This window comes from Paenibacillus sp. O199 (genome assembly GCF_001636635.1).
Lineage (GTDB): Bacteria > Bacillota > Bacilli > Paenibacillales > Paenibacillaceae > Paenibacillus > Paenibacillus marchantiae.
The window spans coordinates 231,256-255,968 of record NZ_LGRP01000004.1 but is presented as its reverse complement, the minus strand read 5'-3'; the positions used below and the strand labels follow the sequence as shown (position 1 = coordinate 255,968).

Below are 24,713 nucleotides of genomic sequence, written 5' to 3'. Positions count from 1 at the left end.
GGGTTAAATATAAATGCATTGCCCTTCTAGAGTTTAACTTAATCAGTATACTTGACCTGCTATGAATACGGGAATGCTATTATTTTCAGAAACCAGTGAGATCCTTCACACGTATATATGAGTTGGTGTACTCTGCCGAGTATACGCCAAATCCTTGCAAACCAAAAGTAGAGGAGACGATTATGCAAAACTGGATAACCGATTTCATGGAACAATACGGCTACATAGGCATTGCACTCATTATTGCGCTTGAAAACGTATTTCCCCCCATCCCCTCCGAAATCATATTACCTTTTGGCGGCTTCATGACCACCTACACCAGCCTGACCCTTCCCGGTGTTATTATTGCTGCTACCATTGGTTCTGTGCTTGGGGCTGTCATTCTCTATGGGATCGGACTGCTGATTGATGTCAATCGGCTGGAGAAGATTGTAGAACGTTGGGGTCATATTCTGCGGATCAAAAAAGAAGATATCCACCGTGTCGATGCATGGTTTGACAAATATGGAATGTGGACCGTACTATTCTGTCGCATGGTTCCCCTTGTTCGAAGCCTGATCTCAATTCCTGCCGGCATGTCCAACATGAAATTTGGTTTATTCCTACTCTTCACAACCATTGGAACACTGGCCTGGAATATTATTCTCGTCTCGGTTGGTGCGGCGCTTGGTGCGTCATGGGAGAGTATCCTGCACTTTATGGACGTGTACTCCCTGGTCGTATATGTACTTCTAGCGATTATTGTTGTGGGCTGTATAATCTGGTGGATCAGACGCAATAAAACTCGGAAATAAAGAAATTTACACGCATAGCTTTTGTCATAAAATAAAGCCTCCGCACCACCATTTGTGGTGACGGAGGCTTCTTTTGGCTTTTCGATCGTTTAACATTATGAAATGCTAATCTTCATATCGCAGCCCTTGATCTTTGAGATCAACAGGCAAGCCAGATATCAACAGATACATCTGTTCCGAATGCGCCTGCAACGCCCGGTTAACTGACGCCATTCTTGCTGCAAAAATTCGTTCTTCCTCTGAAGGATATAAAGAACCGTGCATTTCATTGGTAATCACGAGCAGCTTTCCCTGGTAAGACAGAAGGGCGTCCAGCAACAGCTGTGTCTCTGAACGCTGCTGATCCAGATCATCACTTGCCCTGAACCCGGCTGCCATCCATGCGGTCAGACTATCCACAATGACAATCCGCTGATCTGCCAGGAAGAGATTGGATTCTCGATTAATCTGGTGAAGCACCTCCGTCAGGTGCTGGCCGTTCCCAGCCTGGATGGCACGATAATGAGCGGATGGCAATTCGGGAATCACGGGATCATGATCACCAGTGGATAAATAGATGCCCTCCCGGCTAATCCGGGCTGCGAATCCAAGCGCAAATCGGGTTTTACCACTGCCTATGCCGCCTGTGACCGTAATTAACAATCCGCTCCCCTCCTTCAGTAGCCATACTAGATTGCATTTACTCTGTCAGCGCCTTCAGCACTTTCTTGGACTCTTCGACATTAGACGCCGACACCGGAATGGTAGCAAACAGATTTTGCGCAGCATAATCTACATCTTTGAACATTTGCATATCTTCCAGCGGAATGCCATAGAGATGTGATTCTGTCTTGATATCTGAACCGTCATCTCCTTCACCCTTTTCAACCAGGACCCCGCCTTCAAATACACCGCGCTTATACTTCTCCGCATCAAATGTATCATCCAGCGGAATATTGGAGCCGTTACTTCCGTACTGCTTCATATCAGCCTCAGGCAAAATGAAAATATCATGACCGCCAGCCGCATATTCTACCATAATTTTCTGAACATCATACATCGCACTGGTGATAACCTCCACCTTGGGCTCCTCGCCCAGCTTCTGCTGCAAATTAGCTTGCAACTGCTCCGAGATCACGGATGGATTTCCTTGGTTGTCAATGATAAAAATTGTAAAACCGTCCTTACCGCCACAGCCAGCAAGCAGAAAAATCATAGAAATGATTGCGGTAAGCCCCCAAAATCTCTTCATTCCAGTTCCCCCTTTAGTCTCCTATGTACAATATATCACAATTGTTCCACGCAAAAAAATAACCCTCCCTATCCAAAGCAATCTGTTCATAGATCAAAAAAAAAGACCCTTTCCGGGTCTTCTTCGAATCGAATATGCGTAACGTTTCGATACAACGATAAATTACTTTCCTTTAATCGGATTAGCCTTCATGTATTCATTAATCTTCAAATCTAGCAAACTGCTAATTTCAATTACAATATCGGATGTGAATGATTTCTCTTCAAGGAATATCTGTTCCATCTTGCGGCGTAGCATATGGATCTCATCTTCCAAGGAAACGTTATGCAAAGATGCGTGATCCGGTTTCACCGACCATCGGTCGCCATGATCGCCTTCTGCCAAATAATGCCCACGATTAGTCGGTAAATCATATTCAACACAAAACAAAGCCAACCCCTCCTTGGAAAAATTAGTTTCCAAATACAAGAAAAACTTATTTCAAATTGAAATTATATCACAATATTTTGTAAAAGAAAGTTATTTTTTTCTAGTTTGAAGAAAGTTTATGTCGATCAGAAGCTTCTAATCCCTATTAACCCTCTTTTTGCAGTTTGTAAACAAAGTTTCCGATTCGTTCCAAGGCTTCATTCAATTGGGTCACAGATGTTGCATAGGAACAACGAAGAAATCCTTCACCTTGTGGACCAAATACATTCCCCGGTACAGCCGCCACTTTATTTTCCGTTAGCAAACGCTCAGCAAAAAGATCCGAACTCAGCCCCGTCTTCTGGATACTAGGAAATGCATAAAATGCTCCCTGGGGTTCATGGCAGTCCAGTCCAATATCTCTAAAACCCTGCACGATAAGGCGTCTGCGCTGATTATAGGATTCAACCATTCTATCCTTCTCACCCAAACCGTTCGTCAATGCCTCAAGCGCGGCCACCTGTCCCATAGCAGGTGCACACATCACCGTGTACTGATGAATTTTGAGCATGGCTGCAATCAGTTCGGGATGTCCGCACATATACCCAATTCGCCAGCCGGTCATCGCAAAAGCCTTGGAAAACCCACTAACCAAAATGGTACGTTCCTTCATATCCGGAATCGTAGCGAAACTAACATGTTTTTGCGTATACGTCAGCTCAGCATAAATCTCATCCGCAATGACGATCAGATCATGCTTTTTGATCACTTCAGCAATAGGCAGCCATTCTTCATAGGTCATGATGGCACCTGTCGGATTGCTCGGATAACAGAGGATAAGAACCTTCGACTTCGGCGTAATTCCCGCTTCCAGCGCCTCGGCAGTCAGTTTAAACTGATCCTTCGCATACGTTTCTACACCAACCGGTATACCTCCACCAATCGAAGCGATTGGAGAATATGCCACATACGAAGGTTCTGGAATCAGAATTTCGTCTCCGGGTACAATCAATGCACGCAATGCCAGATCAATGGCTTCACTGCCACCAACGGTAACGATAATTTCGTCCTTTGGATCATACTTGGTATCAAATTGAGTATCCAGATACTCGCTGATGGCTTCCCTCAGTTTCGGCATACCCGCATTGGAAGTGTAACTGGTCATGCCTCTTTCGAGTGAATATACACAAGCTTCACGCATATGCCACGGTGTTACAAAGTCCGGTTCACCTACACCCAGTGTGATGATATCCTTGTTATCGCCAACCAGATCAAAAAATTTGCGTATGCCGGATGGCGGTATCTGTTGAACCAAAGGTGCCAAATACGAAGTCATTTTCTTGTTGTTTCCTGTTGTCTGTTCATTCACTATCATGACGCATCTTCCTTTACGGCGAGATCATGAGACGGTTGTCTTCCTGATGGTCTTCAAAAATAATCCCGTCCTGCTTATATTTTTTAAGAATAAAATTCGTTTTGGTTGAAAGTACAGAGTCAATCGGAGACAATTTCTCCGATACAAAATTAGCGACTTCACGCAGGTTACCACCTTCTACTTCTACGAGCAGATCATATGCACCTGACATGAGATATACCGATTTCACTTGCGGATACAGATAAATGCGTTCAGCGATCCCTTCGAAGCCACGACCACGCTCAGGCGTAATCTGTACTTCAATCAAGGCAGTTACTTTCTCATCATCAATCTTGCTCCAATTCACAACGGTTGCGTATTTCACAATCACGTGGTCCTGTTCAAGCTGGGCCACGGCGTTCTTGATCTTATCTTCCGACTCCCCCAGCAGCGTCGACAGCAGTGCGGGAGTCCTTCTCGCGTCTTCCTTCAACAAATCCAGAACTTTTAATTGCAGATCGTTCAGATCCTTCATGTCTTTCCCTCCAGCGTCATCCAGCTTCCTGAAAATGAATTAATACTTATATTACATGAATTCAACGATCATGCAAAGACAAAAACCGCCCGCCCTGAATTCGGGCAAGCGGTGGTATGGTCTGTAACAGTACCTGCTTCAAACCATAATTACAAAGGTTACATGTAATAAGGGTTACCGTAATTCGGTTGATGCTGGGGTACATTAGGCGCCTGGTTGTAAGCACTGGCCTGCGTATTCTTTTCCTGAATGAACTGCTGGCATTTCTGTTGGGTCTGGTGGGCCGATTGAATCTGCTTGTCCACATCCTGGCGCAATGCCTTCGAGCCTACCGAATACATGTTGTTCTGCTGCATCACATTAAACAGCTCACCTTGCAAACGGAGTGTATCATTGGTCAAATCTGTGAACATCCGACGTGTAATGGGACAGGAAGCTTCGGTTGTTGCTGTCGTATATTCGCGCGCGGTTCGTCTTAAATCCGCAAGAATCGACTTCAACAAATCCTGTTCCTGCATAAAAGATCCACTAGATGATAAAGATTGAGAATACACACGATTTCCTCCTATACGGTTAGATTCGGCTTCTATTACTGTGCTTGTGTTGGAGCAATAGATTGATGTTGTTGCAAAGCATTAACGAGTGTGTTCAGATGCTGTTCATGGGAACGAACATAGTGATTCAGTGCCTGCTGAATTTGCGGATTATGTGAGATAGAAGCTGTAGCCGCGCACTGCTTGATCAGCAGTTCTTCATTGGTTATTGAATCCGCAATATAATTCAATTCTTTCGGACTCAGCGCTTGCATGGATTGATTCTGCATGTTTCGTTGACCTCCTCGGCATAAAGTTTATGCGCAATTATTGTTAACCCGGTCACTCAAAAGTATACAAACGTAATCATGAAGGAGATGTTTCTAATGGATCTGGTCTATGGTACACCGTTCTGGCCTTCCACTTTCAACCCAAATTCTAACTATCCCTCGCTACAAACCGACATCTCCTGTGACTGCTTGATCATAGGTGGTGGTATGGGGGGGGCACTGACTTCCGAATTGCTTACGGAGCGTGGAGTTAATACGGTTGTTATTGATAAGAGAAAGATTGCGCATGGCAGTAGTTCAGCCAATACAGGACTTTTGCAGTACACAAACGACAAAACACTGACCTCCTGTATCAATACCTTTGGTGAAAAGACAGGCGTGCGCTTCTATGAACTATGTCGTGAAGCCATGCAGAAACTCACACAAATTGCGGACAGGCTGGATACCGATCCCTGGTTTATTCCACGGACCAGTCTCTGTTTTGCCAGCAGCATTGATGATGTAGCCATGCTGGAGGAAGAATATCAAACGTTGAAGCATTATGGCTTTGAAGCTGAACTGTGGAATTCCGACAAAATCAGCACCCATTTCCCCTTCAGCAAACCTGCCGCATTATATACGTTGGGGGATGCTGAAGTGAACCCGTATCGTTTTGTTCATGCCTTGTTTGAATCGGCAAGCAAACGAGGAGCACAAATCTATGGACAGACTGAGATGATTCATTGTGAATTCGATGATGATGGTGTGCTGTGTCATACTTCAGGTGGGAAAATCCGCGCCAGCAAGGTTATTTTTGCTGCCGGTTATGAGACGCAGGCCATCAAAAAGGATCAAGGAGCCTACCTACAAACCACCTATGCTATCGCTACTAAACCGTTGCCTGACCTTAAGGAATGGTATGAGCACAGTCTGATCTGGGAGACGGCACGCCCTTACCTGTATATGAGAACCACACCAGACGGACGGATCATTGCTGGCGGTCTGGATGAAGAGACACCGAGGGAAGATCAGCGTGAGATTCGGGCAAGACACCGGGGAGATACACTCCTGGAAGAAGTTCGCTCTTATTTCCCACTGGAGGGTCTTGAAGTTGATTATGCCTGGGGTGCCGTATTTGGCAATACGAATGACGGACTTCCGTTTATCGGCCCACATCCTGAATACCCGCATTCTTATTTTCTTGAGGGTTATGGCGGTAACGGTACAGTGTACAGCATGTTCGCTGCTTCTATTTTGGCCGATGCTGTTACAGGAGTTGAGAATGGCGATATGGAACTTTTCTCATTAACGAGAACGAGTAAACCTTCTCCTGTGTAAGCAACGCCTCAAATAAATAAGGGTACAGCTCAGGATTATTCCCTGGACTGTACCCTTTTCCCTATGCTGAGGGTTCTTGCTGATCCGGATGTACTAACAAGTTGCGCATGAATATCCAGCCAATAAGCGGGAAAGCCCCAAGCGCCACAATAAGCCAGGTTAATGTTTGTAAAGAAGGGCCATTCATGACCGTCAGAATAAATACAGCAAGGCCAAATAAACGACCGACCATCAAACAAAGCTCCCTTAATACGACAAGTTCAACCCTTTTCTCTACATTTTCGCCGCTCGCTCCCATCAGGTCGAATCCTGCCGAAATCATTGGCAAAATATACAACGGCATCGACAAGGCAGATCCAATTCCCATAATTAAAAGCGTACCATAGCTGACCTTCCATAATAGCGGAATTAACACGATGAATAACAATATCGCACCGGCTAACATCCCTCTGGACCTGTATTGCGGCTTAAACCATTTTCCTGCGGCCCAGTAACTCACCAGTGCTACGGCTGAAGTAATTAGCGAGAACTGCCCTAGTTTATATTCCTGCTTAGTTGCCACATAGACAAGCAATGCAATCAGAAAGGCAAATACGCCTTCCCGCACGCCTTGTGCAAACAGTCCCATGCCAAGCGGTCTCCATGCGCTATCTTTGACAGACAACTGTCGCCACGGTTCAGACCAGCGGTATGTGCCGCTGACCTCCCTTTTTTTCAGAAAAAAACTGAACACAACGGCAATCACATATATGACCAATGACACCGTAAAAATAAGGCGATAACCCGAATTATCAACCATTCGTGAAATAATAAGACCTGAGAACCACGGGCCGATGATGCCTGTCATGGAACCCAGCAGACCCACCCAGCCATTGAACAGGTCCCTATTCTCCCGGTCAGTCACCTCAAAATAAACCACATTGAACGCAATCCAGAACAATCCAAGTGCACATCCAAACAAAATCCCCAGAGGCCATATCCAGTCAACCGCTTTTGGTCCCGCCCATAACACAAGCATGTAAAAAATACCTGACAAGGCTGTTCCCAATCGTAACGCACTCATTTTGTTATGTTCCTTGACCCACTTTCCCGCAAGCCAAAACGTGAGTCCAAGTGCAATTTGCTGGCTGATCGTAAACCATCCCAGCATGGCGTAGTCGGGACGACTTTTCCACAGATACACATTCAGAAACGTTCCCGACAAAGCTCCGGCTAACACAAACAATCCATTCACGCCTAGTAGCAGAATGGATTGTCGGCCCAGAGAAATCTTCATCTACTCCCTCCTTATTCCACCTGAAGTCAGCACTTCACAGGCAAGGTCTAAGGGTTAACGTACCCCAAGCAGAAGGAAAACATGATGAACTTCTCCGATTATTATATTTTCAGAAACGTCTTACTCTCTTATTTCCGTGCACTCAAATTCTGGATCAGACGCAGACGGTCATCTTCGGACAGGTTATATTGAACCTGGAAGCAACCTGAGCATACATACATTTGTACAGAGAACGGCGCATCCAGCAACGAATCCGTACCAGAGACAGCATTGGCAACAGGATTGAACGTATCCTTGGTTGCCTTCTGTGTACCCGTGAGGATCATGAATTCACGGCAGTGTGGGCATTCCGGAACCTCTTCTTGCAAATCAAGCTGCTTCTCCACGCCTTCTTCGTATTGAATCAGATCATTGCCCTCATCCGCATATTTCGTCAATGTACGAAGCTCCGGCAATTTCAGCTCTACTTCATCTCCCCACAAATTGGCGAGATCCGTAGTTTGTTCATCGTCCTCAACATCATCCATATCATAGATGTCTTCCTCGGCTTCATTGTTCTCTTCATCACCGATATTGATGTTTAGAGTACGATATCCCTTTAATTCATTATGACAGTAAGGGCATTCTTCTTCTGGACCTAGCTCCTCATCCCATACAATTTCGGTGTGGCACCATGGACATACTGTTGGTTCCATATTAAATCAACCTTTCTCTTTCAGATAATCATGTGTTTAACACATATATGATGCCTATGGCAAAAAATACAATCGATGCAGCAAACAGAATCCGTATCAATATCTTCATGAACGGTCCCCCTACATGATGCTCGCGCCAATAACAAATGACAACGAGACGGAAATAATCATGGATATCAATCCAACGGCCCGGTTATCCGCTTCAATCTCCTTGTCAATGGAGAACACCGGTGTCAGAAACTCGAATAGAAAATAGGCAATGAGCAGAAGGACAAATCCTACAAATGACCACGTCATAGCTTCATACACCGATGATTTGGCCTGAATGCAGAAATGAAGCACGTTGCAGATTCCAAAGATCTTGCCTCCTGTAGCCATCGCAACCGCCACATTGCCCTTCTTGATTTCATGCCAGCATTTGTACTTGGTCACCAGTTCAAAGCAAGCAAGAAATACAAGCAGCTCCATAATCGCTACGGAGAAAAATCCGAGCACCATCCCCAAGGGATGAGACAGCAATTCGTCAATCGTCCCTTTCACTCATCGTTCCCCTTCCCCATTCTGCCGCCTGAACTCACTCAGGCGGCAGAACTTCTTTGATTCCTGGTCGGGCTATTCCAATTCTGCGACGGTCACACCGTTTCCGCCTTCTCCGTAATTGCCCAGCCGGTAACTTTTTATATGTCTATGCTTACGCAGGTAATCCTGAATACCGGAACGCAAAATTCCTGTTCCTTTACCGTGAATAATATACACCTGACCCAGATTAGCAAGGAAAGCTTCATCGATAAAACGATCTGTCTCCATCAAGGCTTCTTCCAGATTCGTCCCCCGCAAATCCAGTTCACTTTTCACATTGTCATCGCGAGTTCGTTTCACGCCGGTTACCGGTTTCTGCTTCGGTTTGGCTTCTGCTGGTGCAGACTGCTGTAATTCCAGGTCATTCAGGGATACTTTCATTTTCATGATCCCCAATTGAACCATGGCATCCTTGGTGCCTGACATCTCCACCACATGACCTTTTTGATTCAAACTGTAGACAAGAACTTCATCGCCCGGTCCGATGGCCCGAGACTTCGTTGCCGTTGAAGTGCGCTTAGCCGTCTTCTTGCGTTTCTCAGGTTCAGCTTCATCCAGTTGTTTGCGAGCAGCAATAAGTTTGTGCTCCTTCACGGATGCGCCTTCTTCCATAGCGAGCTGACGAAGATCAGTTATAATCTTCTCAGCTTCCGCTCTGGCCTTGTCCACAATGTTGCGGGCATCTTCTTCCGCTTTTTCAATGCGTCGGTCACGCTGCTGTTCCAGCTTCTCCAGTTCGGCTTGATGACGGCTGCGCAATTTCTCCATGTCCTGGCGCAGACGTTCCGCACTCTCACGTTCTTGCTCCGCAGTAAGCCGATTCTCTTCCAGGGAAGCGATCATATGCTCTACACGCTGGTCTTCTTCTTTCACTTCGCCACGCGCGTAATCCAGAATGTATCCTGGCAGACCTAGCCGCTCCGCAATTGCAAACGCGTTACTCCGTCCCGGCACACCGACGAGTAGTCGGTAGGTAGGGCTCAGTGTATTAACGTCGAATTCCATGCTGGCATTAATAACACCTTTTCGCTCATAAGCGTAAGCTTTCAGCTCACTGTAATGCGTTGTTGCTACCATGCGGCATCCGGTCTGATGCATATGCTCCAGAATGGAGATCGCCAGTGCAGAACCTTCTGCCGGGTCGGTACCTGCCCCAAGTTCGTCAAGCAACACCAGACTTTTGGTTGTCATGTTCTTCAGTATCCGAATGATGTTCGTCATATGACTGGAGAATGTACTCAGGTTCTGTTCAATGCTCTGTTCGTCACCAATGTCGGCGTAAATCGCATCAAAAACACATAACTGGCTGCCATCTTCCGCTGGAACGAACAAACCTGACATTGCCATGAGGCTCAGTAAACCAATCGTTTTGAGTGTTACTGTCTTACCACCCGTATTTGGACCCGTTACGATAATGGATGTATAATCGTTGCCGAGTTCAATGTCGGTTGGCACTACATTTTCAATCGAGATCAGCGGATGGCGTCCCTTTTTGAGCTTGATGAATCCGCGATCGTTCATGCGTGGCAATGTGGCTTTCAATTCTCGGGCAAGACGTGCTTTGGCAAATATGAAATCCAGCGATCCCAGCAGGTCAACATCAACCAATAACCACTCTGCCTGTTCACTGACAAGTGCCGTTAATTTCTGCAAAATCACTTCAATTTCGCGTTCTTCCCGGATTCGGGTCTCGCGCAATTTGTTATTCATCGCAACGATGGATTCTGGCTCAATAAACAGCGTTGCTCCTGAACCGGATTGATCATGGACAATCCCGCCAAAGTAAGAGCGATATTCCGATTTCACGGGAATCACGAAACGGTCTCCCCGAATGGTTATCAGCTGGTCCTGCAGCATTTTGGATACTGTAGAAGAACGGATCATCGAATCCAGTTTCTCACGGATGCGAGCTTCACCGCCGCGCAGCTCACGACGAATCTGCGCCAGTGTTACACTCGCGCTATCTGAGACTTCGGCATTGTCGTCAATACAGATACGAATTGCATCTTCAAGCGTTTTTTGCTCAGATAACTGATCACTGATGTAGAAGATCGATTCCACCTTTTCATCATCGTGGAGTGCAGCGATCTGACGTTTCAATCGACGTGCTGCAAAAGTGGTGTTGGAAATTCCCAGTAACTCATGCGGGTTCAACGTGCCCCCTATTTCGGCGCGTTTAATCGAAGCGGTAATATCCACAATTCCCCCAAAAGATGGAGAGCCTTTCAGACGATCAAACATAAAAGCTTCATCGGTTTGCTGGAGCAGTCTCTTCACTTCTTCCAGTTCACTGATCGGCTCCAATTGTTCCGCTTTCTTTTTTCCCATCGTAGTCTGGGCAAAGCTTTGCAATGTATTTAAAATTTTGCGATATTCCAATGTTTTTAAAATTTTCGTGTCCAAGTGTACAACTCCTTCCAAACTATAACTGTATTATAACGAAAGAAACTTTCTAGCGCTATTTAACGAATCCTTCCACACATAACTTACGACATAGCGCCGCAAACTACAGGTGTCAGGATTGTGCAACCTCACCAGTGAACAGGATGTACAATGCTCAATCCGATTTGAATAAAGGAGGTATAACACCATGAATTTTCTGGGACATGTCGTGCGATTTATCATCGCCGCAATTGTATTGATGGTCGTCAGCTGGATCGTACCCGGATTCGCCGTCGGTGGTTTCTGGAGCGCACTGATGCTTGCTCTGGTTATCGCTCTGCTTGGCTGGGTTGTTGAAGGCATCTTCGGGAAAAGGGTTAATCCTTTTGGCCGTGGTATTGTCGGATTCATCGTCAGCGCACTGGTGATCTGGATTGGTCAATATGTCGTAGATCATGTACATGTCAGTCTGCTTGGTGCCGTTCTGGCTGCATTGGTCATTGGGATCATTGATCTGTTCATCCCGGTTTCCACCCCTTTTGATGCCGGAAGAAGATCCAAAGATCACGCATAGGCTCCAACGGTACCCACTCCTCATAGACTGTTGCTCACTTCCTCTAAACCTCTGATGGCTTATATGCCTGATGAGGTTTATTTTTTTAGGTTGTGCGCATGCTGATGTTCAAAAAAACGACATAGGCAGCATGTACAGGCATCGTCAATTTGCGGTATGATGACTGGAGAAATCATTCAAATTTTATCCATATCACGCTTTTTGAGGAGGCATATGATGAAGAAAGGCATGGCATGGCTTGCGGCCTGTATGTTGATTCTGGTCCTTGCTGCATGTGGTGGAACTGGACAATCCGCAGAATCAAACGGCGAGTCCGACTCGGGTGCAACTGCAAGCGAAGAACTGGTAATCAAAGCAAGCAACTATGAATTTGACCAACCTGAATACCATTTAAAAAAAGGTGTCCCGGTTAAGATTGTTTATGAAAATACAAACGGAAACCATGGTGTTCTCGTGCCTGAGCTGAACCTTCGGCTGGATACCAGGAACAATTCCAAAGTGATTACTCCCGACAAAGCAGGGGAATTTGAAATGTCCTGTTCCGTCTATTGCGGAAGCGGTCACGGCAGTATGATCTCCAAAATTATTGTTGAAGAATAGTGTTCAAGACAAGGAGCCCCCGTAGCGACGGGAGCTCTTTCTTCATTATAACAAATTGTACAAGAGTGCGCTGTCCAGGATTCCAGTTATGACATAATCATCAGCTAGGTCTGATCCTGCTCAATCAATTCAATCCATTCGTTATATTCCGTCTGCAATTTCGTATATTCATCCCGCAATTGGCGGTAATCTGTATTCAGTTGCTCCGCCTTCTCCTGCTCCATCTCACGTTCAACCTGCAGCAAACGTAACTGATTGGCCGCAAGTTCATACCGCTCACCGATATCCAGCAGTTCATTTTCCATCGTCTGCTTTTCTTCGATTGCTTCCGCACGCTGCTGGGCAAGCTGCTGCCGCTCGTGTTCCAGCTCTTCTACCTTCTCCACACTGGCAGCACTTTCTTTCTGCCAGAGATTCAATTCATTCTCCAGTGTAGTCCATCGATCTTGCCAGGACTGTTCCTGAGCCGCCCATTCATCTGCACGACGTTGCCAAACCTGATCTTGTTGTTCCGCTTGTTGTTCTGCTTGTGCTACTCTTGAGCTTAGCTCAACTTCCCGATCAGTCAGCTCTTTCAGGCGAGAGGAGAGCTCTGCCTGTTTGGCAGACAATTCTTCATGCTTAATCTGCCACTCAAGTGCTTCTTCTTCTGTCTGAGTCAGTATGCTACCTTGTTCATCGATACGCCCAGATAGCTGATTAGCATTCTGTCTTGATTCTTCAAGCGCACGCACGATTTCTTTCTTTTCTTCGCTCATCTCATTCAGCTTGCGAGTATAGTCTTCTTCACGCTGCAGTGCATCACCATAATCCTTACGGATTTGTTTATAATTTTCCTGCAGCTTGTTCAGTTCTTCACGAGCTTCATTCAATTCACCATCAAGCTCTTTATGTTGTAGCTCCAGACGACCAGCTTGCGCAAGATAACGTTCTGCTTCTTCGCTGGCGTGACGAGCTTCTTCTTTAACAACGGATAATTCATCATGAAGGGACTGTACACCAGACTCTAACGTTTCATTCTGTTCTGCAGCTTCAAGTACCTGTGTCTCCAATTCGCCGATCTCGATCAGACGTTGTTCAGCCTGCTCTTTCCAAGACTGCTCGCTCTGCGTCAGTGCACCAAGTTCATGTTGCAATGTGCGTACTGCCGCATGGGCCTGCTCAAGCACTTTTTGCAGCCTGCGCTGCTCATCCTCGGACTTCACTTCGGCTTCACGGAGTTTTTTGATTTCCTGTTCAAGCTGACCGTGCTGATCCTGTACTTTTCGCAGTTGTGCTGTCAGAGAAGATTCACGTTCAACGGTCTCGTTATACTGCTGTTTCCATTGCTGTTCCGCTTCCCGGAAATGTTCGGCCTCAGCTTCTGTGTTGCGGAGTTGTTCAGTCAGCAGAGCACTATCCGCTTTTAGTTGTTCCAGCTGCTGCTCCAATTCCGTAATTCGACGAAGCTGAACATCTTGCTCCTGTTTGTATACGGCTTGTTCACTACGCAACATTTCAGTTTGATTACGCTCTTGTTGGAGCTGTTGCTCCTGATCCACAACAACCTCTTGAGCATTCTTGAGCTGCTTGCGTACCTCGGCTAATTGGCCTTCAACATCGATTAAGCGCGATTTGGCCTGTTTACGTTCTTCTTCCAACTGCTGCTTCAGCTTGCCTTGCTCTTCTTGCAGCAAAGCTTCAGCAGTTGCCGCAGCTTCGTTCGCCTGAGTCTGGGCTGCTTCATGGATTTGCTGAAGCTGTTCTTCATAAGCAGCTTCTTTTTCCATCCATTCCAATTCTGCCAGTTCGGATGACTCCTTGAACGTTGCATTCAGCTGTTCAATCTCAGCCAGTCGCTTCTGCTCTGCTTGTTGCTGCAGTGCGGTTTGTTCTTCTTTTGCCTTCTCAGTCAGTTCTCGGGCTTGATTGACGGCAGCTTGCTCTGCCTGCTGTATACGCCGCTCCATCTCGGACTGAAGTTCACGGTATTGGAGCTGGGCTTCTTCCTGAACCTTTTGCAATTGAGACTCGGCTTGTTCCAATTCAGACAAAATTGCCGCTTCTGCTTGCTCCTTCGCCGTTTGTACTTGCTGTGCAGCCTGCACCTCAATTTTTTGACGTTCTGCCACGGCCCGAGCTTCGGCTTCTTTCAGTTGAGCTGCCGTCTTATCCTGCAGCTCCTTGTATTGTGCAGCCGCTTTGGCTTGGGCTTGCTGCAACTCATTTACTGAACGTGTCTGTGCTTCTTTCAGCTGAGCTGCCGCCTGAGTCTGTGCATTCTTGAGTTGATTCGCTGCTTTTTCTTCTGCTTCTTTAAGACGCGCCTGTGCCTTCTCCTCAGCCGCTTTCAGTTGCGACGCCGTTTGAGCCTGAAGCTTTTGCTCGCGACCTGCTGCCTGAGCGCGTTCCTGCTCCAGTAATGTATTCAGCTTGGCTACTTCTGCCTGCTGATCCTTCTGGAGCTTGGAGATGGCCTGTTCCGCCTCAGATTTAAGCTTCATTGCTTCAGCGAGTTCTTGGTCCCTGCGTTCCAGTTCCTGCTGATGTTCATTTTGTATGGCATTCAGCCGATTGAGTTCATTTCTCATTTCAGTACGTTCACCGGTCAGCATTTTCAGCTCATTCCGAATTTCCTGAGTCTGAAGAGACTGCTCAGCCATATGTACAGCTGCCAGAACTGCAATACGCGGGGTATCCAGTCGGGAATTATGTTTGGAGATGGCGCTCATTCGCTCATCCACCAGGTTAGCTACTTGTTTCATATAGTCGGCACTGCTGCCAACCAGTTTATAGGAAGTCCCGTAGATCTCTACGGTGACGCGTGTACGATCAGGTATAGTCACAGTTGTGCCCTCCTTAAAGTCTGTATGTTGATTCTAAGCTGTAAAACAAAAAAAGTCACATCGATCCTCTAATGCTAAGGATTCGATGTGACTTCAAGCAATTCCTGCTAATCTTTGTTCAAAAAATTGACTTATGTTCTATTTACGCAATTCGGCTCCAAATTGCTCCTCCAGACGAGCAACAACACGAGCATGAACCTCGGTAATTTCCTCATCTGTCAATGTGCGTTCACGGTTGCGATAAACGAGAGCCATCGCTACGCTCTTCTTGTCTTCACCCAACTTGCTGCCTGTGAACACGTCGAATACCTGTACGGTTTGCAACAGTTCGCCAGCAGATTCACGAATTGAGCGCAGCATATCCCCAGCTTCGATATCTTTACTCACAACAACTGCGATATCCCGCTCAACTGCCGGGAATCGTGGAAGCTCACGATAACGGATATCCGCATCCGCTTCACTATAGATCGCTTCAAGCCCGATCTCTGCGAGATATACATCGTTCAAATCATATTGCTGTTGCAGTTCAGGATGCAATTGACCCATCGTACCAATCAGTTTGCCCTCTCCGCCATCTTTTGCTTCAAGGTATACCGATGCGGAACGACCAGGGTGGAAGCCTTCTGGACTGTTTGCTACCAGGCGAATGCGCTGCTCCAGGCCCACATAGGCGAACAGGTTCTCAAGTGCACCTTTCAGATCGAAGAAGTCCACTTTCTCTACTCCCACATTCCACTGCTGGGATGCACGATTTCCAGTGAGCAACAAGCTCAGGACCGGAATTTCATGCGGTTGCTTCGTCAGCTTTTCTTCTTCAGTGAAGAACACACTACCTACTTCGAATACAGCCAGTGAATCATGCTTGCGGTTCATGTTATACACCGTGGCATCCAGCATTTGCGGCAAGATGCTCTTACGAAGCACGCTGCGGTCCTCACTCATTGGCATAGCCAGCTTCACGGCTTTACTGCCTTCTGTTAGAGAAGGGAACAAGGATACTTTATCCGGGTGTACGAATGAATAGCTGATCATTTCCTGCCAGCCACTACCTGCAAACAAACCACGAATGGTACGGCGCATTGCTTGTGAACGCGTGTAAGCACCCGGTGTTGTTGGTCCTTCGATCAACGTGGTTGGAATATTGTCGTATCCGTACAGACGGGCAATCTCTTCAAACAGATCCACATCAAGTGTAATATCCCCTCTGCGGCTAGGCACTTCAATATCAAGCAGACCCTGCTGCGCATCACCACACGCAAAGTGTAAACGAGCGAAGATGGTTTTCACTTCAAGCAGGGACAACTCGGTTCCCAGATAGCGATTCAGTTTATCCAGCGACAGCTGCACAATATGTTTATCCGCTGCGGCTGTTCCAGCTTCCACGATCCCCTGATGAACTTCGCCTTCCGCATAACGCTGAATCAATTCAGCCGCACGGTTCAATGCCGTAATGACAGCAGCCGGATCGACTTCTTTCTCAAAACGCATGCTTGCTTCGGAACGCAGCCCCAGTTGGCGCGACGTTTTCCGAACGGTTCCGCCGTCGAACTTGGCGGATTCCAGCAACAGATTCACTGTGGTTTCCGTTACCTCGGAATTCTCGCCACCCATAACACCCGCGATGGCTACCGGTTTCACGCCATCGGTAATGAGCAGCATATGCGGCTCCAGCTTGCGCTCCTGGCTATCCAACGTCACGATCGTTTCGCCTTCTTTGGCCATCCGTACTTCAATATGGCCCTTCTCCAGCTTATCTGCATCAAAAGCATGCAGCGGCTGTCCGTATTCCAGCATGACATAGTTCGTGATGTCAACGATATTATTGATCGGACGGATGCCAGCGGCCATCAAACGGTTTTGCATCCACTGCGGGGAAGCTCCCAGCTTGATCCCAGTTACATAACGGGCTGCATAATGACTGCATTGTTCGCCAGCCGTAATCTCAACCGAGATATGATTCGCAGCCGCATCACCGATCTCCACCAACTTTTGAGTTGGATCAGGCAGTTTCACTTCACGACCGAGAATTGCACCTACTTCATAAGCTGCACCCAGCATGCTCAAACAGTCGGAGCGATTCGGTGTCAGGTCCAGTTCAAGAACATGATCGTCAAGACCAAGCACTTGGCTGATTGGTGTGCCAATTTCCGTTTGTGCCGGCAATACGAGAATGCCTTCTTGTTGGTCCTTCGGCAGCAACTTGTCGTTCATGCCCAGTTCTTTCGCAGAGCAGATCATGCCAAGGGAAACAACGCCGCGCAGCTTGGCTTTTTTGATATCGAGTCCACCAGGGAGCTTCGCTCCTACCAGGGCAACGACTACCTTTTGACCGGCATCCACATTTTTCGCACCACACACGATCTGCAGATCTTCTTCCTGTCCGGCATCAATCACACATACATTCAACTTATCAGCGTCAGGGTGTTTCTCCTTACTCTTCACGTAACCAACAACCACTTTGTTTACGCCCTGGTTCCGGTTCTCCACTACATCAATCTCAATCCCCGCACGGGTGAATTTCTCTGCCAACTCCTGCGGTTCCACGCCTTCCAGCGCGATATAATCAGACAGCCAATCTGTCGATACTCTCATGGACGTTCACTTCCTAATCTATGAATTGGTGTTGCAAATGAAGGGCGTTCGCCCTGTATGCTACTTCGGTAATTACAGTCGTCCGAATTGTTTCAGGAACGCCATATCACTGTTGTAGAAATGACGAATATCATCAATGCCATATTTCAGCATGGCGATACGCTCTACGCCCATTCCGAATGCAAACCCACTGTATTTCTCCGGATCATAACCGCCCATCTCGAGCACTTTCGGGTGAACCATACCGCCGCCCAAAATCTCAAGCCAACCGGTCTGTTTACATACCCTGCAGCCACTGCCACCACATTGCACACAAGTCACATCCACTTCAGCACTTGGCTCTGTGAACGGGAAGAAGCTTGGACGGAGACGAATTTCGGTATGTGAACCGAACATTTCGCGTACGAATTGCAGCAAGGTACCTTTCAGGTCACTCATGCGAATGTTCTCGCTAATAACCAAACCTTCAACCTGATTGAACTGGAACGAATGCGTCGCATCGTCATCGTCACGACGGTATACTTTACCCGGACAGATGACTTTAACAGGCACTTCACCTTTCATGCTTTGCATCGTGCGAACTTGAACCGGTGACGTATGCGTACGCATCAGCAGATCTTCTGTTACATAGAAAGAATCCTGCATATCACGCGCCGGGTGGTTCTTCGGCAGGTTCAGTGCTTCGAAGTTGTAATAATCCATTTCAACCTCAGGACCTTCCGCTACGCGGTATCCCATACCGATGAAAATATCTTCGATTTCCTGTACCACTTTGGTCAGTGGATGCAGTCCGCCTTGACGTCCGCGACGTCCTGGCAGGGTCACATCAATTTTTTCGGATTGCAGACGTTTCGCCGTCTCTTCCTTCTGGAACTGCTCCTGCTTGCTGTCAATGACTTCTTCAATCGCCCCGCGAACATCATTGGCAACCTGACCAATCACCGGACGTTCCTCTGCACTAAGCGCACCCATACCGCGCAAAATCTCGGTCAATGCACCCTTTTTCCCCAAATACTTTACACGCAGATCACTCAGCGTCTGTGGATCGTTCACGCTAGACAGTTGCTCCAACGCTTCGATCTTTAATGCCTCCAAACGTTCTTTCATGTGTAAATGCCCCCTTTATGTGGTTTAATGCAACAAAAAAAGGCCTTCTCTCCCCTGAAGGGACGAAAAGACCGTGGTACCACCCTTGTTAGACATTCATTGCTGCCCGGCCCTTCCGGCCTGCAACATGTTTGCCTCACTCTATACGGAATAACGACCGTTAACCGTTACCCCCTACTGACTCCTGCGATGAATCGCAAGATATGGTTCAGGGAACCGCTCCGGAGTGAATTTCAGCAGCCTTGTTCTACAGAAACGCTCTCAATCTACGGCGCTTCCTCCCTGTACAGAGGCACTGCTTACTTGTCTCCATCATCACGTTTGCATGTCAGATAAACCTTCAAATTTACTGATGATCGTCCATTATTATATGCAAAATCGCCCGAAATAGCAAGCTGTAAAGCCGCATGATCAAACGTTAAGCCAAAAAGTAAAACGGCATAAGCTTCGTCAATCGATTACTTCTGTTTTCGCAGCTCGTGCAACTGTTTCAAACGACGCTGAATTTCGCGAACCTCGGCAACTTCAGCCGCCCGTTCAATTACATCATCAGGCTTAGTCAACACATCATTGCCCCCACTGTTCATGGGAGATAACAATTCGGATAAACGCATTTCAAGCCGCAGCCGTTCATCATCTGACTCCCGAACCTCAAGGGCAGACTCTCGCAGATTGATGGATTGCTCCCAGTCCTCCACTCCGCCTTCATACAGTGTAGCCTTCCCACCGGGTTCTAAATCAAGCAAGCGGCTGGCGAGTACTTTGGTCAACATACGGTCATGGGATACGAGTACCAGTGCTCCGGATGCCTGCTTCAATATATTCTCCATCACTTCCTGTGTGTCAATATCCAGATAATTGGTCGGTTCATCTAACACCAGTACATTAGATCCCCCGAAGTACAACCGCAGGAATGCAACTCTGCACTTCTCTCCCATACTCAAATCCCCAATACGCTTGAACACATCATCTCTTGAGAATAAAAAGCATCCGAGAATGGTACGTGCAGCACTTTGTGTCATGGATGGAAGACTGAGCAAACTGTCCAGAAGTGTCTCTCTTTCCGGTAACCCCTCAAGCTCTTGCGAAAAATATCCGATCTTCAGTTGTGGATGACGTGTCACTTTGCCCTGGGATGGTTCCAGATCTCCAATCATCAGTTTGAGCAGTGTCGTCTTGCCTGTGCCATTCGGACCACGTACGGCAAGACGATCTCCACGTTCGACTGCAATCCGGATATGGTGAAGCAATGTCGGGCTCCCCGGATAAGCAAAGCTAACGTCTTCCAGTGCAAGGAGTTGGCGGGCAGCCAGCGTGTTCACCTGCAGCTCCATGTTCAATTTTGCAGCTTCGCGGGGTTTATCCACGCGTTCCTTCTCCAGGCGCTCCAGTTGCTTTTGCTTGGCATGGTAGCGGGAAATGTTCTTGTTGGCTTTCGCTTTGTAAAAGCTCTGAGTTATTTTCACTTCCACATCGCTTGCTGAATTATGAGCCTGATGAAACCACTGCTGATAATTGCGGATCGTCTCTTCTAGCGCTTTCCGTTCCAGCTCCTGCTTGCGATAGGTTGCTTCCTGCTCACGTAATTCGCGTTTCTTATGGCCTTTGTAATCAGTGTAACCACCTTTATATTTGGTCAGTGCATCCGGACTAAACTCAATGACACCCGTTGCGACCTGATCAATAAAGGTCCGGTCATGAGAAACAAACAACAATGTTCCAGCATAGGCCGAAAGCCATTCTTCAAGCCAGCGCATGCTCTCTTCATCCAGATGATTCGTCGGTTCATCCAAAATCAGAAATTTGGGTTTACTGACCAGCAATCCTGCGAGACGGGCCTTCGTTTTTTGCCCACCACTCAAAGAATGATACGGCCGATTCCAATGTTCCGACGATAACCCCAGACGAGTCAGTACCTTCTCTACCTCAGTCTCCCACATATACCCGTTCAATTGCTCATATTGCTCCATCGCTATCGTATAAGCTTCGAGCAGCCGCTGCTCATCTGCCGCTCCACTGTTGCTCATCCGTTGTTCCAGTAATTCCAGGTCCCGCTTTACTTCGTAAATCCGTCCACTTTCCTGCCGGACAGCATCAAGCACATTCATCTCAGGCTTGATCAATGAGCGCTGGCGCATGAAACCCCACTCCTGCTGCGGAATGTGACGTTCGATGCGTCCACCACCCTCTTCTTCTCCAAGTATGATGCTTAATAAGGTGGTCTTGCCACAGCCGTTGCGACCTAGAATGGCGAGCCGCTCACCTTCATTTATTTCGAGATTCAATCCTGCAAACAACTCATTCCCGTTCCACTCTTTCGATACTTCATGTAGGCGTACCAATGTCATCATGAGGCCTCATCCTTCCTGCAATTCAAAATAAAAAAACCGCTGGCATCAGCCGGCGGTAGGCAATTCAGGATTGGATAAAGCGTCAAAAAACAAGCATAAGATACTCCACGGTATGAACAAAGAACCCTTAAAAGGGTACACACAAGCAAAGCCAGAACAGCCTGCCTGTTTCCATACCTGATCCCATAGCTGAATTTGGACACACGAATCCCCTCATTGCTCAGCCGCTTTTTGGCTGACTGCGTCGTAAACTCTCTGCAGTTACTGGGGTTCAATTCATGTGTTTTACTTCATGGGACGTATGGTTACCTCTCATTCATGTGTAGTATCGATTTCTCCGTTATTGTACCAGATGATGGGGAAAAAGCAAAGGTTTTGAATTTGGAGTCAGTGATATTCTCCATTCAAACATGACTTAAAATACGCTAACTAACTTCTAGAAAAAGAAAAAACCCTTGTTTTCACAAGGATTTCAGGTGTTGCATTAGTTAAGCGGGTGATGGGAATCGAACCCACGCTATTAGCTTGGAAGGCTAAAGTTCTACCATTGAACTACACCCGCGCGAATGACGATCGGGACGACACGATTTGAACATGCGACCCCCTGGTCCCAAACCAGGTGCTCTACCAAGCTGAGCTACGTCCCGTCAAGTTCCGAGGAACATTAACATGAATTTTACAAAATTAATATACCATGATCATCCAATGCTTGCAACTTCTTTTTACCATTTTCCCTCTAACCTTTCGAAACAAAACAAGACAGAAGCGTGTCCACGCCCCTGTCTATCCTTACCCCGTGGGTTTATCCACATCTCTCAAAAACTTTTTTTCAAAATCGGCTGCCACAATGGGTTTGCTGAAAAAGTACCCTTGAGCCTCATGACAATGCTGATCACGAAGAAATGAAAGCTGGTCCTCATTTTCAACGCCCTCAGCCGTCACTTTCAACTGCAGGTGATGAGCCATCGACGTAATGGTCGACACAATTGCCGCGTTATTGCTGTCCTCCATCACTTCATTGACAAAGGAACGGTCAATCTTGAGGCGGTCAATCGGCAAATCTTTCAAATAGTGCAGTGAACTGTACCCTGTACCAAAATCATCAATACTGATGTGCACACCAATTTCCTTGATTTTGCGCAACTGCTCAAACGCACGATCCTTGTCAAACGTCATGCTCTCCGTAATCTCGAGCTCAAGCCACACAGGTTCCAAGCCTGTTTCCTTGAGAATGCCGCTGATGTTGTCCAGCAGATGGGAATGTCTGAATTGTCTCATGGACAGGTTAACCGATACACACAGCTTGCGGTAACCTGCTTCTTGCCAGCGCTTGTTCTGTGCACAGGCCTCACGCAATACCCATTCTCCAAGTGGCACGATCAGCCCACTCTCCTCCGCAAGAGGAATAAATTCCCCAGGGGATACTGACCCTCTCAGCGGATGCTGCCAACGTACCAAAGCCTCCATACCCACAATCAAACCACTAGCTAGATTAACCTGCGGCTGATACACAAGATAGAACTGCCCTCGATCCAACGCTTTGCGCAAATCATTCTCAAGCTGCAAACGTTCTTGGGCTTTCATCTGCATCGCATGAGCATATCGGTTTAGCTCTATTCCCTGCTCTTTGGCATTATGCAGCGCCGTATCCGCATTTTGGATGATCTCTTCCGGTGAGTCTCCGTCATGCGGAAATATCGCCATACCAATACCCAACGTGAGATGGTACTCGTTCCCATCCACCGTTACAGGTTTTTCGAACAGTTGCAAGATCGATCTTGTCCGTCGCAACGCCGTATCTGTTGTGCAGAAGTCTGTCATTGTCAGTACGAATTCATCTCTTCCCAGTCCGAACACTTCCTCTCCCGGGAGCGAAGAATGATTCAAACGCTGTCCAACCTGACGAAGTACACGGTTTGCCGCTTGTTGGCCCAACGAATCATTAATCGTTTTGAACCGATTAATATTCAATACCAAGACTCCAACAAGCTGCTCCTCTACCATAGCTGCATTCATCATCACTTTCAGTCGCTGAGAAAGACGACGGCGATTCGGCAGCCCTGTCACATCATCATGGTGAGCAATAAAGTTCATTTTAGCTTCAGCCACCTGTTGTTTGAGGAAAGGCGTATCCACCACAGACGAATACAGTCCCTTCTGGATGAAGAAATAACCCAAACAATCGCTTAACAGACCTAGCAACAGATTGAGATCATTAATCTTCGTAGCAGAGACAAAGTAACATTCTCCAAAGATGAAACAGAGAATTGCACAAAGGATGGTAGGCAGATCACCATCTTTGCCTTTTTTCCATTGAACGAATAACACAACAGCAGTCACGCCATACAGGATTCCGATCAGAAAATGAATTCGGGTAAACATGCCTCCAAGTACATTGCCCACCAGCAAGTTCGGCAGTACAGCCCATTCCTGAATAGCCACTGTATACAAAACAACAAAAATGCCGAGTGTTCCGCTGAAGAGTAAAAATTTGCGTGGTAACGCAATTTCCCTCTCGCTAACTGCATATATGAACAGCAAACCTGCCGCACAAACAAGAGATCCCAGCGACATCATCTTCAGCGAGAATTCTGATTCCACCATTGCGCCATTCGGCATTTCTTCGGCAAAAGAAACGATGTGAACCAGTTCAAATAAACCAATTAATAAAAACAGTGTAGTCATAAGGACCCTTCGGAGGGTCAGTCTTTGAGTCTGAAATAACCAGCTTTGATTATAAATGCCGATACAGGCCGCTGCTGCAGCGAAGCCACCCAAGAGTGTCAAAACCGGGTAACCCGATATGATCAGATCAGAGCTTGCAGAGGAACGAAACCATTGACTTGCGAGGAAACACAATAAGCCGCCTATCGCGACCCAACCTATTTTTCTCTGATCTTGCTGATTAGCCTTCATGCCGTGTTTTCCTTCCCGGGATCACCTATCCTGAAATAACTTTAACGATATAAATTTACATTGTTACAATATTCGACATTTTTACATCTACCAACGTTCAATTCACATGCGAATACATGCTATCTGGTACATAATAACATTTATTTCCGCAGACGTGAACAAAAAAATAAGCACTCCTAGGAATATTTATTCATAGATATGTAGAAAAACAAGGCAATAAGAACTAAAAAAACATGAACTCCTCATTGGAGTCCATGTTTTTTTGATTTGCAACTGTATTTTAGACTAATTTTCGCCACATGTGCATCATTCGACTTAAAACGCTAATGCGCTAAAGTTATAGTCGTATTAGAT

Annotated in this window: 20 protein-coding genes and 2 tRNA genes; 4 read left to right on the top strand and 18 right to left on the bottom strand. The window is 46.9% G+C overall.

Annotated elements, in window-relative coordinates:
* Nucleotides 1-182: 182 nt before the first annotated feature.
* Nucleotides 183-794 carry a DedA family protein gene (locus tag A6049_RS08490; protein WP_024628348.1) on the top strand — a complete coding sequence of 204 codons (612 nt, stop codon included), beginning with the start codon at nucleotides 183-185 and terminating at the stop codon, nucleotides 792-794.
* A gap of 105 nt (nucleotides 795-899) precedes the next feature.
* Here the strand turns inward: A6049_RS08490 and A6049_RS08485 are convergent, their stop codons facing one another.
* The 7 genes from A6049_RS08485 to A6049_RS08455 form a co-directional block, all read right to left on the bottom strand.
* Nucleotides 900-1,436: a bifunctional adenosylcobinamide kinase/adenosylcobinamide-phosphate guanylyltransferase gene (locus tag A6049_RS08485; protein WP_063564219.1), complete on the bottom strand. Its 537-nt coding sequence runs from the start codon at nucleotides 1,434-1,436 to the stop codon at nucleotides 900-902.
* 37 nt (nucleotides 1,437-1,473) lie between these two features.
* Entirely contained in the window at nucleotides 1,474-2,025 is a 552-nt protein-coding gene (locus tag A6049_RS08480; RefSeq protein ID WP_063564218.1) for a type 2 periplasmic-binding domain-containing protein, read from the bottom strand.
* Nucleotides 2,026-2,187: 162 nt separating this feature from the next.
* The gene (locus A6049_RS08475) at nucleotides 2,188-2,409 is read right to left on the bottom strand and encodes an aspartyl-phosphate phosphatase Spo0E family protein (RefSeq protein WP_323374397.1); all 222 of its coding nucleotides are present in this window, start codon (nucleotides 2,407-2,409) and stop codon (nucleotides 2,188-2,190) included.
* Nucleotides 2,410-2,599: 190 nt separating this feature from the next.
* Complete coding sequence (locus A6049_RS08470; protein WP_063564217.1) at nucleotides 2,600-3,808, bottom strand: aminotransferase class I/II-fold pyridoxal phosphate-dependent enzyme; 1,209 nt, start codon at nucleotides 3,806-3,808, stop codon at nucleotides 2,600-2,602.
* 13 nt (nucleotides 3,809-3,821) lie between these two features.
* Nucleotides 3,822-4,322 (bottom strand): Lrp/AsnC family transcriptional regulator, encoded by a 501-nt coding sequence (locus tag A6049_RS08465; protein ID WP_024628343.1) that lies wholly within the window; start codon nucleotides 4,320-4,322, stop codon nucleotides 3,822-3,824.
* Between the two features lie 158 nt (nucleotides 4,323-4,480).
* Nucleotides 4,481-4,876: a spore coat protein gene (locus tag A6049_RS08460; RefSeq protein WP_063564216.1), complete on the bottom strand. Its 396-nt coding sequence runs from the start codon at nucleotides 4,874-4,876 to the stop codon at nucleotides 4,481-4,483.
* 35 nt (nucleotides 4,877-4,911) lie between these two features.
* Nucleotides 4,912-5,145, bottom strand: coding sequence for a hypothetical protein (locus tag A6049_RS08455; RefSeq protein ID WP_063564215.1), 234 nt, complete (start codon nucleotides 5,143-5,145; stop codon nucleotides 4,912-4,914).
* Between the two features lie 96 nt (nucleotides 5,146-5,241).
* Between A6049_RS08455 and A6049_RS08450 the strand changes: the two genes are divergently transcribed.
* Entirely contained in the window at nucleotides 5,242-6,462 is a 1,221-nt protein-coding gene (locus A6049_RS08450) for an NAD(P)/FAD-dependent oxidoreductase (RefSeq protein ID WP_063564214.1), read from the top strand.
* A gap of 61 nt (nucleotides 6,463-6,523) precedes the next feature.
* Here A6049_RS08450 and A6049_RS08445 read toward each other — a convergent pair whose 3' ends face one another.
* The 4 genes from A6049_RS08445 to A6049_RS08430 form a co-directional block, all read right to left on the bottom strand.
* A complete protein-coding gene (locus tag A6049_RS08445; RefSeq protein ID WP_063564213.1) occupies nucleotides 6,524-7,738 on the bottom strand; it encodes an MFS transporter in 1,215 nt (404 codons plus the stop codon).
* A gap of 128 nt (nucleotides 7,739-7,866) precedes the next feature.
* Nucleotides 7,867-8,433, bottom strand: coding sequence for a hypothetical protein (locus tag A6049_RS08440; protein ID WP_063564212.1), 567 nt, complete (start codon nucleotides 8,431-8,433; stop codon nucleotides 7,867-7,869).
* Nucleotides 8,434-8,553: 120 nt separating this feature from the next.
* Nucleotides 8,554-8,973 carry a DUF350 domain-containing protein gene (locus A6049_RS08435; RefSeq protein ID WP_162842430.1) on the bottom strand — a complete coding sequence of 140 codons (420 nt, stop codon included), beginning with the start codon at nucleotides 8,971-8,973 and terminating at the stop codon, nucleotides 8,554-8,556.
* Between the two features lie 72 nt (nucleotides 8,974-9,045).
* Nucleotides 9,046-11,415 (bottom strand): endonuclease MutS2, encoded by a 2,370-nt coding sequence (locus A6049_RS08430; RefSeq protein ID WP_063564211.1) that lies wholly within the window; start codon nucleotides 11,413-11,415, stop codon nucleotides 9,046-9,048.
* A gap of 187 nt (nucleotides 11,416-11,602) precedes the next feature.
* On the opposite strand from A6049_RS08430, the gene A6049_RS08425 reads away from it, so the two are divergent.
* Both A6049_RS08425 and A6049_RS08420 read left to right on the top strand, forming a co-directional pair.
* Nucleotides 11,603-11,968 carry a phage holin family protein gene (locus A6049_RS08425; protein WP_053780442.1) on the top strand — a complete coding sequence of 122 codons (366 nt, stop codon included), beginning with the start codon at nucleotides 11,603-11,605 and terminating at the stop codon, nucleotides 11,966-11,968.
* A gap of 213 nt (nucleotides 11,969-12,181) precedes the next feature.
* The gene (locus A6049_RS08420; protein ID WP_481852442.1) at nucleotides 12,182-12,568 is read left to right on the top strand and encodes a cupredoxin domain-containing protein; all 387 of its coding nucleotides are present in this window, start codon (nucleotides 12,182-12,184) and stop codon (nucleotides 12,566-12,568) included.
* Between the two features lie 104 nt (nucleotides 12,569-12,672).
* Here the strand turns inward: A6049_RS08420 and zapA are convergent, their stop codons facing one another.
* From zapA to A6049_RS08385, 7 genes are all read right to left on the bottom strand, one after another.
* Nucleotides 12,673-15,393: a cell division protein ZapA gene (gene zapA / locus A6049_RS08415; RefSeq protein ID WP_063564209.1), complete on the bottom strand. Its 2,721-nt coding sequence runs from the start codon at nucleotides 15,391-15,393 to the stop codon at nucleotides 12,673-12,675.
* A gap of 138 nt (nucleotides 15,394-15,531) precedes the next feature.
* Nucleotides 15,532-17,985 carry a phenylalanine--tRNA ligase subunit beta gene (gene pheT, locus A6049_RS08410; protein ID WP_063564208.1) on the bottom strand — a complete coding sequence of 818 codons (2,454 nt, stop codon included), beginning with the start codon at nucleotides 17,983-17,985 and terminating at the stop codon, nucleotides 15,532-15,534.
* Nucleotides 17,986-18,057: 72 nt separating this feature from the next.
* Entirely contained in the window at nucleotides 18,058-19,092 is a 1,035-nt protein-coding gene (gene pheS, locus A6049_RS08405) for a phenylalanine--tRNA ligase subunit alpha (RefSeq protein ID WP_063564207.1), read from the bottom strand.
* A gap of 458 nt (nucleotides 19,093-19,550) precedes the next feature.
* The gene (gene abc-f, locus A6049_RS08400; RefSeq protein WP_063564206.1) at nucleotides 19,551-21,443 is read right to left on the bottom strand and encodes a ribosomal protection-like ABC-F family protein; all 1,893 of its coding nucleotides are present in this window, start codon (nucleotides 21,441-21,443) and stop codon (nucleotides 19,551-19,553) included.
* 491 nt (nucleotides 21,444-21,934) lie between these two features.
* Nucleotides 21,935-22,005, bottom strand: a tRNA-Gly gene (locus tag A6049_RS08395).
* An 11-nt stretch (nucleotides 22,006-22,016) separates the two neighbouring features.
* Nucleotides 22,017-22,090: transfer RNA gene (locus A6049_RS08390), tRNA-Pro, on the bottom strand.
* A gap of 142 nt (nucleotides 22,091-22,232) precedes the next feature.
* A complete protein-coding gene (locus tag A6049_RS08385; protein WP_063564205.1) occupies nucleotides 22,233-24,359 on the bottom strand; it encodes a bifunctional diguanylate cyclase/phosphodiesterase in 2,127 nt (708 codons plus the stop codon).
* Between the last annotated feature and the right edge of the window lie 354 nt (nucleotides 24,360-24,713).